The following is an 11,107-nucleotide window of genomic DNA, read 5'->3' as shown; positions in this document are numbered from 1 at the left end:
GGAGGCGTACGCCGCCTACTACCGACGCTGGTCGGCGGTGTGGGAGTTCCAGGCCCTGCTGCGTGCCGACCCGGTGGTGGGGGACGAGGGGTTGCGTGAGCGGTTCCGCGAGCTCATCGACCCGCTGCGCTTCCCGGCCGAGGGCATCGGCGCCGACGACGTGGTCGAGGTCCGTCGGATCAAGGCGCGGGTCGACGACGAGCGGCTGCCGCGGGGAGCCGACCCCAACCTGCACCTCAAGCTCGGACGTGGCGGGCTCGCCGACGTCGAGTGGACGGTGCAGCTGCTGCAGATGCAGCACGCCGGGCGGGTGCCGGGCCTGAGGACGACCCAGACGCTGGCGGCGCTGAGCGCCGCGGAGGAGGCGGGGCTGGTCCCGGCCGAGGACGCCGAGGTGCTGGCGGAGGCGTGGCGCACGGTGAGTCGTACGCGCAACGCGGGCACGCTGGTGCGCGGCCGGGCGACCGACCAGATCCCGGCGGACAGCCGGGAGCGGGCGGCGATGGCGATGGTGCTCGGCTACGAGCCCGGCGAGACCGACCGGATGGTCAACGACTACATGCGCACCACGCGCCACGCCCACCAGGTGGTCGAGCGCATCTTCTGGGGGTGAGGCGGGCTCGGGGCTGACACGCTGGCTCTTGTGAAGGTATGATCTTCATATGAGCAACGTGAAGCGTCAAACTTCACATCTGATCGGTGATGTCGTGCTGTCACGCCGGTCGGTCGACCGGCAACGCCTGCACGACACCCTCTCCGCCGCGCTGGCCGAGGCCAACGACCGGTTCGACGGTGAGCTCGCGATCACCGTCGGTGACGAGTACCAGGGCAGCTTCGCCACGTTGGGAGCCGCGCTCGGTGCGGCCTGGTGGCTGCAGGTCCACCTGCAGCCCGAGGTCGACGTGCGACACGGTGTCGGCACCGGCGAGGTGCGGCTCCTCGACGAGGTGAGCGGGGTGCAGGACGGCCCCGGGTGGTGGGCGGCGCGCGAGGCGATCGAGACCGTCGAGGCCTCCGCGCGGCGACCACGCACCCGCTCGGCCCGCACCCGGTATGTCGCCGCGCAGGACGACCGCGCCGACCTGCAGGCCGCCGTCAACGCGGCCCTGGCCGGGCGCGACCAGATCATGACCGGCCTCGACGCGCGTGGCCTGTCGGTCCTGCGTGGCATGCTCGCCGGGACGAGCCAGCAGCAGCTGGCACTCGACGAGGGCATCTCGGCCTCCGCCGTCTCCCAGCGGGTCAGGGCGCAGGGTGTCGGGGTGCTGCTGCAGATGAACGACTGGTTGGAGGGTCTCGGGTGAGCTGGCTGGCACTGCTGTTGATCGGGTACGCCGTCACCGACCTCGCGTTCTCCGCGCGTCCCGGTCGGGTGGTCCCGCAGGTCGTCGGGGCGACCGCGGCGGTCCTGGTGGCCCTGGTCGCCGGTCTCACCGACTCTCGTGACCTGGCCGCCCTGATCGTGGTCGTGGGGCTGGTCCTCGCCTGGGGCGCGGCGGTGACGTGGGGCTTCGGCCGCGGCACGCCCTGGGTGCCACTGGCGCTCTTCGCCGGTTCCGTCGCACTCGCGCTCGTCGTCGCTCCGTACGCGGGCACGCCCGACGGTCTGCTGGCGGACTGGCTGGCCCTCGACGGCGCCGGCCGGCTCGGGGAGGTCCGGGCCGACAAGGTGCTGCTGTGCGTCGGCGCGATCGGCACCCAGCTGTCCACGGGCAACGTCCTGGTACGCCTCGTGCTGGCCGCGACCGGCACCCTCAACCCCACCAAGAGCACCGACCAGCGCCTCCTCGAGGGGCCGGCGCACTCGCTCAAGGGCGGGCGCCTGCTGGGCCCGATGGAGCGTGTCTTCATCGTCGGCCTCGGGCTCGCCGGCGACCTCACCGCCGCCAGCATCGTGGTCGCGGCCAAGGGGCTGCTGCGTTTCCCCGAGCTGCAGGCCGCCCGCGACGAGAAGGCACCCGGTCCCGGCATCCACACCGTCACCGAGTACTTCCTCGTCGGCAGCTTCGCCTCCTGGCTGCTGGCGCTCGGCTCACTGGTGCTGCTGCACTGGTGAGCCGGGCATCGGACCTCAGGCGAGCAGGTCCTGCACCGCGAGCGAGGCGAAGACCATCGCGGTGCCCAGCGGCACGCCCGGTCCGGGGTAGAAGCGGCCGGCCAGGGAGGCGGTCGAGTTCGAGGTCGCGTAGAGGCCCTCGATGACGTGTCCGTCCGTGTCGAGCGCGCGGGCGCAGGCGTCGGTGACCACACCTCCCTTCGTGCCGAGGTCGCTCAGCACGAAGCGGGCCGCGTAGAAGGGGCCGGTCTCGATCGGGCTCAGGGCCCGGTTGGGGCCGTCGCCGAACGCGAAGAAGGTGTCGTACTCGTCCGCGCCGCGACCGAACTCCTCGTCCACCCCGCTCGCGGCGGCCGCGTTGAGCCGCTCGACCGTGGCCGGCAGCTCGGTGAGGTCCAGCTGGGTGGCCAGGTCGGCGACCGACTCCGCCCGCACCCAGGTCCCGGCCGCGAGGTGCGCCTCCGGGTCACCCTGCGGCATCGCGATCGCGGGGACCTGTCCGCCCTCACGCGAGTCGAAGACCAGCCACGCGGGGACGGCGCCGGCGGCGGCCATCTCGCGACCGAAGCGGTCGTAGGGCAGGCACTCGTTGGCGAATCGGCGCCCGGTGGAGTCCACGATCGCGCCACCGCGGAAGCCGAGCACGAAGGAGCCGCGCCCGTCGGGCTGCTCGAGGCCGGGGCAGAACCAGCCCTGGTCCATGAGGTCCACCGCGGCGCCGACGGCGACCGCGGCGGCGATCGGCTCGCCGGTGTTGGTGCCCTCAGGCGCCATCGACCACTCCGAGCGCCCCGGGACGCCGTACTGCTCGCGCCACTCCCGGTTGTGCTCGAAACCGCCCGCCGCGAGGACCACGCCGCGCGTCGCCCGGATCTCCACGCGTCCGTCCGCGGTGGAGGCGACCACGCCCTCGACGCGGCCGTCGGTGCGGACGAGCTCGTCGACGCAGTGGCCGGTCAGCACCGTGCCGCCGTCGCGGGTGAACATCCACAGCAGCCGGCCCACGAGCGCCTGGCCGCCCGAAAGGGTGCGGCGGCCCTCGGCACCCTCGCGGTCGCGCTCGACCGGCGGGCGGACCAGCGCGGCGACGTCGGCGGGAAGCTCGTCGCGGCGGATCTTCGCCGGCTGGATGGAACGGCCGCCGGGCACCCGGCCGGGCGCGTCGAAGTACTCGGGGAAGGGGGTGTGCTCGAACTCGAAGAGGTCGTCGGACTCCAGCGCCGCGACCAGCGCGGGCGCCTCGGCCAGGAACGCCTCCACCTTGGCCTGGTCGACCTCTCGCTCCGGGTCGGCCAGGACCGCGGCCAGGTACGTGCGGGCCGACTCGGTGGAGTCCGCGGTCACGCCGTTGCGCTGCTGCACGTCGCTGCCCGGCAGCCAGCAGGCGCCTCCGGAGTACGCCGAGGTGCCGCCGACGCGGTCGGTCTTCTCCACCACGCACGTGCGCAGGCCCGCCTTCTGGGCGAGGTGGGCTGCGGTCAGGGCGCCGCCGCCCGACCCGACGACGACGACGTCGAAGGTGTGCTGGCTCATCGGGGAGTTCCTCTCGTACGGGTGGGCGCCGCAGGCAGGGGGCGCCCGACGCGGTCCCGATGCAACCGTGCGGGTGGGCGGGTGTCCATGGCCGGTCCCATCCCGCAGGACCAGCCGAAGGGACACGTGCCGCCGCCGTGCCGGCAACCGTCCCGCTGACATACTCGACGCGTGGCAACCGAACAGGCCCCCGGCGTGGCGCAGAGCAAGGAGATCGAGGACCTGCGACTGCGTGGCCGGCAGATCGGCGAGTTCCTGATGGTCTACAAGTTCGCGCTCGAGGAGCTCACCACGAAGGTCGAGATCCTGCGCGAGGAGATCAACTACCGCAAGGGCAGCTCCCCGATCGAGCACGTCAGCACCCGGCTCAAGACGATGGACAGCATCGTCGCCAAGGCCGAGCGGCGCGGCATCGACTTCAACCCGGTGGCGATCGCGGCGAACCTGTTCGACATCGCCGGTCTGCGGATCGTGTGCAGCTTCATCTCGGACTGCTACGAGGTCACCGAGATGCTGACGGCGCAGACCGACGTCAAGGTGCTCGAGGTCAAGGACTACATCGCGGACCCGAAGGCCAACGGCTACCGCAGCCTCCACGTCATCGTCGAGGTGCCGGTCTTCCTGTCGACCGGGGTGCGCCCCACGCCGGTGGAGATCCAGGTGCGCACGGTCGCGATGGACTTCTGGGCCAGCCTCGAGCACAAGATCTACTACAAGTACGCCAAGGACGTGCCGGCCCACCTCGGGGACGAGCTGACGGCTGCCGCACTCGCGGCCCGCGAGCTCGACGAGAAGATGCAGAGCCTGCACCGCGAGGTGCGCGTCGGTCGTCCCCGCTGGGTCTGAGCGGGGTTGTCGCCCACAGGGGCGGCCCAGGCCGTACGGTCGGGGCCGTGGAGTCCTACTTCGTCCGTGACGGTGACCTGATCGTCCCCACCTCGTTCTCTGCCGGCCACTGGGCCGCCGACTCGATCGCGGGCCGCGCCGTCCTGGGCCTGAGCTCCTGGGCGTTCGAGCAGGCGCTGCCCGGTCCGGAGTGGCTGCCCGCGCGGCTGACGCTCGACATGGTGCACATGGGGTCGCTGGAGCCGATCGCGCTCACGACGTCGGTGCGCCGTACGGGCCGCACCGTGCACGTCGTCGACGTCGAACTCGTGCAGGCTGGACGGGTGATCGGCCTGGTGCGTGGGGTGGCGACGCGGGCCGACCAGGTGCCTCCGGGCCAGGTGTGGAGCCGGTCGGGCACGCTCGGTGAGCCGCCGTACGCCGAGCTGGACCGACCGGGGACCTTCCCGATGGCGATGGCCACCGGTCGGCTGGGTGACCGCGAGCACGCGGGGGTCGAGTGCCGTGCCGGCGTCGGCGCCTTCGGGCTGACCGACGGCGGGGCGCCGGTGACGTGGGTGCGGGAGTACGTCCCCCTGGTCGCAGGGGAGGAGCTCACGGCGTACACGCGGCTCGGGCTCGGCGCGGACGTGGCGAACTCGGTGCTCAACTGGGGGACCGAGGGGCTCCAGCTGATCAACCCCGACCTCACCCTGTCGATCGCGCGACTGCCGCGGGGGGAGGCGCTGGCGCTGGAGTCGCTGGACCACCTGCGCACCACCGGCACGTCGGTCGGCGCCGCCGCACTGCACGACGAGGTCGGTGCCTTCGGGGTCGTGACGATGACCAGCGTCCACCAGCCGATCTTCTCCGGGGTCGGCACCCGGTGAGCCCGGTCCCGCCCGGGGCCAGCGCCCTCGTCGCCGAGGTGCGGGCGCTGCTGCGCGGCGCCGGGGACCCGGAGCGTGCGGTGGGCCAGCAGCGCTACATGAAGTCGTCGATGCCGTTCCGCGGCCTCACCCGGCCGGAGCTGACCCGGCTGCTCGCCGAGCCGTACGCCCGGACGCTGCCGGACCGTGCCGCGTGGGAGCAGGCCGTGAGGGAGCTGTACGACGGTGCCGAGTTCCGGGAGGAGCGGTACGCCGCCATCGCGCTGCTGCGGCACCGCGCCTACCGCGCGTGGCGCGACGCGGAGGTGATGGGGCTGGTCGAGCACCTCATGGTCACCGGCGCCTGGTGGGACCTGGTCGACGACACCCTGGCGGTCGTCAATGAGCGGTGGCTCGCGGAACCTGCCGTCGAGGGACCGCGGATGTGGGCGTGGGCGCGTTCGGAGGACCTGTGGCTGCGCCGGGCGGCGATCCTGTCCCAGCTCACCGCCAAGGAGCGCACCGACACCGGGCTGCTCGCCGACGTGGTCGAGGCCAACGAGTCCGACCCCGAGTTCTTCGTCCGCAAGGCGATCGGGTGGGCGCTGCGTCAGTACGCCCGCACGGACGCGGACTGGGTCCGCGCCTTCGTCGAGGCCCACCCGGGTCTCTCGGGACTGTCGCGCCGCGAGGCGCTCAAGCACCTCTGAGCGGCAGCGGGCCGCGGGCCTGCGCGGGCGTCCGGATCGCGGCCGAGGCGATGGCGGCGACCACGCACAGGCCGGCGGCGGCGAGGAACGCGGAGTCGTACGACCCGGTGGTGTCGCGGATCCAGCCCGCCCCGACCGCCGCGGCGGCGGCGCCGACCTGGTGGGAGGCGAACACCCAGCCGAAGACGATCGGCCCGTCGTCCCCGAAGAGGTCGTGGCACAGGGCCACCGTGGGCGGAACCGTGGCCACCCAGTCCAGCCCGTAGATGATGATGAAGACCCACATCGACGGGTGCGTGTGCGGCGCCAGCAGCGCGGGCAGGGTCAGCAGGCCGACCCCGCGCAGGGCGTAGTAGGCCAGGAGCAGCCACCACGGGTCGACACGGTCGGTCAACCACCCCGAGGCGATGGTGCCGGCGACGTCGAAGACCCCCACGACCGCGAGCAGCCAGGCAGCGGTGGTCACCGGCATGCCGTGGTCGTGCGCGGCGGGCACGAAGTGGGTGCCGATGAGGCCGTTGGTGGTCATCCCGCAGATCGCGAACCCGAGCGCGAGCAGCCAGAACTGCTTGGTGCGAGCGGCTCGCGCGAGGGCCTGCAACGCCCGCAGGCCGCTGGAGGCGTCGGGGGCAGTCTTCTGCGGACCGGGCTGGCGCTCGGTGGCTCCGTACGCGGTGGTGCCCAGGTCGGCCGGGTGGTCGCGCAGCAGGGCGACGACGACGGGTACGCCGGCGAGGGCGACCGCGGCGGTGACCAGCGAGGTGGTCCGCCAGCCCTCCATCTCGGTCAGGTGCGCGGCCACCGGGAGGAAGACGAGCTGCCCGGTCGCGCTGCCAGCGGTGAGGACGCCCGAGACCAGACCGCGCCGGGCCACGAACCAGCGGCTGGTCACGGTCGCGACGAGCGCCATCGCCATCGACCCGGTGCCGATCCCGACCAGCACGCCCCACAGCAGCACCAGGTGCCACGCCTGCTCCATGAAGACGGTCAGTCCACTGCCCGCGGCTACGAGCAGCAGGGCGACGGTGACGACGCGGCGGATGCCGAAGCGCTCCATGAGGGCGGCGGCGAACGGCGAGAAGCCGCCGTACAGCGGCGTTGGTCGACGAGTCGGTCCTCTACACCGACGACGGCGACCTGCTCACCTCCGCGGGCCTCAGTGCGGGGGTCGACCTCTGCCTCCACGTCGTCCGCGGCGACCACGGCGCGCAGGTGGCCAACCGCGTCGCCCGCCACCTGGTGGTGCCCGCCTGGCGCGACGGCGGGCAGGCGCAGTTCATCGAGCGCCCGGCGCCGGTCGTCCAGGACCGGTCGACGGCACCGGCCCGCGACTGGGCACTGGCCAACCTCGGTGAGGACCTGTCGGTGGCCCGTCTCGCCGCGACGGCCGCGATGGCGCGTCGGACCTTCGTGCGGCGGTTCGTCGAGGAGACCGGGCTGCCCCCGGCGACCTGGGTGACCCAGCAGCGGGTGCGGCGGGCCCAGGAGCTGCTGGAGACGACCGACCTGGCCGTCGACGACGTGGCCCGGCTCGCTGGCCTCGGGTCGGGAGGGTCGTTGCGGGCCCACCTGCGCGCCACCGCCGGCGTCTCCCCGACGGCCTACAGGCGGACCTTCCGGGGGCGTTAGCAGCCTGGCCCGTCGATCGCGGAGTCAAGTGAGGCAACCCTTTCTTGAACTGTTCAAGAAAAAGGGGCAGGATGGGGGCCGTGCCCACCACAGCCGAGATGGAGCAGATGCTCCGCGAACGAGACCTGAGGGTCACGCGCCCCCGGGTCGCCGTGCTCAAGGCCCTGACGGCACACCCGCACGCCGACACCGACGCGGTGATCGGGGCGGTCCGCGAGGACCTCGGTGAGGTGTCGCACCAAGCCGTGTACGACGTGCTCAAGGCGTTGACCGAGGTGGGCCTGGTGCGACGCATCCAGCCCCGCGGGCACGTGGCCCGCTACGAGACCCGCGTCGACGACAACCACCACCACGTCGTGTGCCGCACCTGCGGCCGCATCGGCGACGTGGCCTGCGCCGTGGGCCACGCTCCCTGCCTGACAGCCTCCGACGACCACGGCTTCACGATCGACGAGGCCGAGGTCGTCTACTGGGGCACCTGCCCCGACTGTTCCACCCGTTGAACTCCCCCCAACCTGCACAAGAACTGGAAGGAACCACCGTGTCTGACCACGACGACGCCGTCCTCGAGGACATCAATGAGCCTGCAGCAGGCAAGTGCCCGGTGATGCACGGCGGCCTGCCGCTGCCGGCGCAGGCCGATGCCAACAAGACCTGGTGGCCCAACCAGCTCAACCTCAAGATCCTCGCCAAGTACCCCTCCGAGGGGAACCCGCACGAGGGCGACTTCCACTACGGCTCCGAGTTCGAGAGCCTCGACCTCGCCGCGGTCAAGGCGGACATCACTGCCATCCTCACCGACTCGCAGGACTGGTGGCCGGCTGACTTCGGTCACTACGGCGGCCTGTTCATCCGCATGGCGTGGCACGCCGCCGGCACGTACCGCTCCGGCGACGGCCGCGGCGGCGCTGGCCACGGCCAGCAACGCTTCGCCCCGCAGAACTCCTGGCCGGACAACGGCAACCTGGACAAGGCCCGCCGCCTGCTGTGGCCGGTCAAGAAGAAGTACGGCCAGAAGCTGTCGTGGGGCGACCTGATGATCCTCGCCGGCAACGTCGCGCTCGAGGACATGGGCTTCCCGACCTTCGGGTTCGGCGGTGGCCGTCCCGACGTGTACGAGGCCGACGCCGACGTCTACTGGGGTCCCGAGACCGAGTGGCTCGACGACAAGCGCTACACCGGTGAGCGCGACCTCGACGATCCGCTGGCCGCTGTCCAGATGGGTCTGATCTACGTCAACCCCGAGGGCCCCAACGGCGAGGCCGACCCGCTGAAGTCGGCCGTCGACATCCGCGAGACGTTCCGCCGCATGGGCATGGACGACGAGGAGACCGTCGCCCTGATCGCCGGTGGCCACACCTTCGGCAAGACCCACGGTGCCGGTGACGCCGAGCTGGTGGGCCCGGAGCCCGAGGCTGCCCCGATCGAGGAGCAGGGCCTGGGCTGGAAGTCCGCGCACGCCTCCGGCAAGGGCATCGACGCCATCACCTCGGGCCTGGAGGTCACCTGGACCTACCACCCGACCCGCTGGGACAACGAGTTCTTCCACATCCTGTTCGCCTACGAGTGGGAGCTGTTCCACTCGCCGGCCGGCGCCCAGCAGTGGCGTCCGGTGAACAACGGTGGCGCCGACCTGGTGCCCGAGTCGTTCGGTGAGGGCAAGCGCGAGCCGCGCATGCTCACCTCGGACCTCGCCCTGCGCTTCGACCCGGCGTACGCCGAGATCTCCAGGCGCTTCAAGGACGACCAGGAGGCCTTCACCGACGCCTTCGCCCGCGCCTGGTTCAAGCTGACCCACCGCGACATGGGCCCGAAGGCGCGCTACTTCGGTCCCGAGGTCCCCTCCGAGGACCTGATCTGGCAGGACCCGCTGCCGGCGTACACCGGTGAGGCGCTCACCGACGCCGACGTCGCCGTCCTCAAGGGCAAGATCGCGGACGCCGGCCTGAGCGTCTCCGAGCTCGTCGCCACGGCGTGGGCCTCGGCCGCGACGTTCCGCGGCTCCGACAAGCGTGGTGGCGCCAACGGTGCGCGCCTCCGCCTCGCCCCGCAGAAGGACTGGGAGGCCAACAACCCGGCCCGCACCGCCAAGGTCCTCGCGGCCCTGGAGCAGGTCAAGGCCGGCTTCGACACCGACGCCAAGCAGGTCTCCCTGGCCGACCTGGTCGTCCTGGCCGGTGGCGTGGGCGTGGAGCAGGCTGCCGCTGCCGCCGGCACCGCGGTCACGGTCCCGTTCACCCCGGGGCGTACCGACGCCACCCAGGAGCAGACCGACGTCGAGTCGTTCCACTTCCTGGAGCCGCGCTACGACGGTTTCCGCAACTACCTGTCCAAGAAGAGCAAGGCTGCCACCGAGTACCTGCTCATCGACCGCGCCAACCTGCTGACGCTGAGCGCCCCGCAGATGACGGTGCTGGTCGCCGGCCTGCGCGTCCTCGACACCAACTGGGACGGCTCGGCCACGGGCGTGTTCACCGAGCGTGCCGGTCAGCTGACCCAGGACTTCCTGGTCAACCTGCTCGAGCCGCAGACGTGGACCGCGACGGACGAGTCGGAGGAGATCTTCACCTCCTCCAACGGCTGGACCGGGTCGCGCGCCGACCTGATCTTCGGCTCGAACTCGGAGCTGCGTGCCCTCGCCGAGGTGTACGCCGCCGACGACGCCGCCGATAAGTTCGTGGCCGACTTCGTCGCCGCCTGGGTCAAGGTCATGGAGCTCGACCGCTTCGACCTGCGCCGCTGAGCACCGCCCGGTCGGGCCTGACCTGACCGTGTGAACGTACGAGGGCCCCTCCGAACGGAGGGGCCCTCGTCGCGTCGCATCTGGGTCAGGCCCGTGCAGGTGCATCGATCTGCGTGGCGCGGGATCGTCGTTGCCTATCAGCTGGGTGGGAAGCGAACGCCACAAAAATCTACTGAATTGGTTAAGATTAAGGAGTTTGGCCCGAGGTGGGGTCCCGAACCGGCCATGACGGACGCTGCCGGGCCAGGCGTCGGCTCCGGCTGGGGTGGCAGGAGCCGTGAGTGGCCGACGTCACCCCTGCGGGGAACCGTGGGGGTGACGTCGTGCCGGATAGGGTGGGGGTTCAACTCGTTTCGTTCTTGCCGCGGGTTGACCGCACGTCGAGCACCTGAACCCTGCTCCGTGCGAAGTCGTCCGACAACCGTCGGGCCCGGCTGTCGGCGAGACGAGTGAACCACCGGAGAACTCTGTGCCCTCCTTCGTCGACCTCGGCGTGCCCGCCGATCTCAGCGACTCCCTGTCCACCCTCGGTATCACCACCCCCACCCCGATCCAGGCGGCCACGCTGCCCGACTCGCTGGCCGGACGTGACGTCCTCGGCCGCGGTCGCACCGGTTCGGGCAAGACGTACGCCTTCCTGCTGCCGCTGGTGGCCCGGCTGGCCGGCGGTCCCCGTCCGCGTGCCACGGCGCCCCGCGCCCTCATCCTCGCCCCCACCCGTGAGCTCGTCGGCCAGATCGAG

11 protein-coding genes and 1 pseudogene are annotated in these 11,107 nt (G+C 71.9%); 10 read left to right on the top strand and 2 right to left on the bottom strand.

Translation table 11 applies throughout. The annotated features are described in order from the left end of the window. From ACI379_RS08230 to ACI379_RS08220, 3 genes and pseudogenes are all read left to right on the top strand, one after another. Positions 1-613 (top strand): annotated as a pseudogene (locus ACI379_RS08230) (bifunctional [glutamine synthetase] adenylyltransferase/[glutamine synthetase]-adenylyl-L-tyrosine phosphorylase); the annotation flags it as partial. Between the two features lie 49 nt (positions 614-662). Beyond that, positions 663-1,304: a SatD family protein gene (locus tag ACI379_RS08225; RefSeq protein ID WP_439791596.1), complete on the top strand. Its 642-nt coding sequence runs from the start codon at positions 663-665 to the stop codon at positions 1,302-1,304. Then, complete coding sequence (locus ACI379_RS08220) at positions 1,301-2,056, top strand: hypothetical protein (RefSeq protein WP_439791595.1); 756 nt, start codon at positions 1,301-1,303, stop codon at positions 2,054-2,056. Before ACI379_RS08225 ends, ACI379_RS08220 begins: the two co-directional genes overlap by 4 nt. A 15-nt stretch (positions 2,057-2,071) precedes the next feature. Here ACI379_RS08220 and ACI379_RS08215 read toward each other — a convergent pair whose 3' ends face one another. Then, entirely contained in the window at positions 2,072-3,589 is a 1,518-nt protein-coding gene (locus tag ACI379_RS08215; protein WP_439791594.1) for an FAD-dependent oxidoreductase, read from the bottom strand. 171 nt (positions 3,590-3,760) lie between these two features. Between ACI379_RS08215 and ACI379_RS08210 the strand changes: the two genes are divergently transcribed. From ACI379_RS08210 to ACI379_RS08200, 3 genes are read left to right on the top strand one after another with little or no spacing between them, the layout of a single operon-like run. Then, positions 3,761-4,435, top strand: a complete 675-nt coding sequence (locus tag ACI379_RS08210) for a GTP pyrophosphokinase (RefSeq protein WP_439791593.1) — start codon at positions 3,761-3,763, stop codon at positions 4,433-4,435. A gap of 47 nt (positions 4,436-4,482) precedes the next feature. Next, positions 4,483-5,304, top strand: coding sequence for an acyl-CoA thioesterase domain-containing protein (locus ACI379_RS08205; RefSeq protein WP_439791592.1), 822 nt, complete (start codon positions 4,483-4,485; stop codon positions 5,302-5,304). Then, positions 5,301-5,993: a DNA alkylation repair protein gene (locus ACI379_RS08200; protein ID WP_439791591.1), complete on the top strand. Its 693-nt coding sequence runs from the start codon at positions 5,301-5,303 to the stop codon at positions 5,991-5,993. Before ACI379_RS08205 ends, ACI379_RS08200 begins: the two co-directional genes overlap by 4 nt. Here the strand turns inward: ACI379_RS08200 and ACI379_RS08195 are convergent. After that, positions 5,980-7,086 (bottom strand): MFS transporter, encoded by a 1,107-nt coding sequence (locus tag ACI379_RS08195; protein WP_439791598.1) that lies wholly within the window; start codon positions 7,084-7,086, stop codon positions 5,980-5,982. The two genes, ACI379_RS08200 and ACI379_RS08195, sit on opposite strands and share 14 nt — an antisense overlap. Before the next feature lie 5 nt (positions 7,087-7,091). Here ACI379_RS08195 and ACI379_RS08190 point away from each other — a divergent pair, with 5 nt between their 5' ends. From ACI379_RS08190 to ACI379_RS08175, 4 genes are all read left to right on the top strand, one after another. Further along, positions 7,092-7,622: a helix-turn-helix domain-containing protein gene (locus tag ACI379_RS08190; protein ID WP_439791590.1), complete on the top strand. Its 531-nt coding sequence runs from the start codon at positions 7,092-7,094 to the stop codon at positions 7,620-7,622. 107 nt (positions 7,623-7,729) lie between these two features. Next, entirely contained in the window at positions 7,730-8,125 is a 396-nt protein-coding gene (locus tag ACI379_RS08185; protein ID WP_439791597.1) for a Fur family transcriptional regulator, read from the top strand. Between the two features lie 38 nt (positions 8,126-8,163). After that, on the top strand, positions 8,164-10,365 hold the full coding sequence (gene katG / locus ACI379_RS08180) for a catalase/peroxidase HPI (RefSeq protein ID WP_439791589.1): 2,202 nt from the start codon (positions 8,164-8,166) through the stop codon (positions 10,363-10,365). 469 nt (positions 10,366-10,834) lie between these two features. Then, the coding region (locus ACI379_RS08175) for a DEAD/DEAH box helicase (RefSeq protein WP_439791588.1) at positions 10,835-11,107 on the top strand (273 nt) is incomplete at its 3' end.

The sequence above is a fragment of the Nocardioides sp. genome, from assembly GCF_051876515.1.
Lineage (GTDB): Bacteria > Actinomycetota > Actinomycetes > Propionibacteriales > Nocardioidaceae > Nocardioides.
The sequence above is the reverse complement of the archived record's forward strand: the minus strand, read 5'-3'. Positions and strand labels throughout refer to the sequence as shown.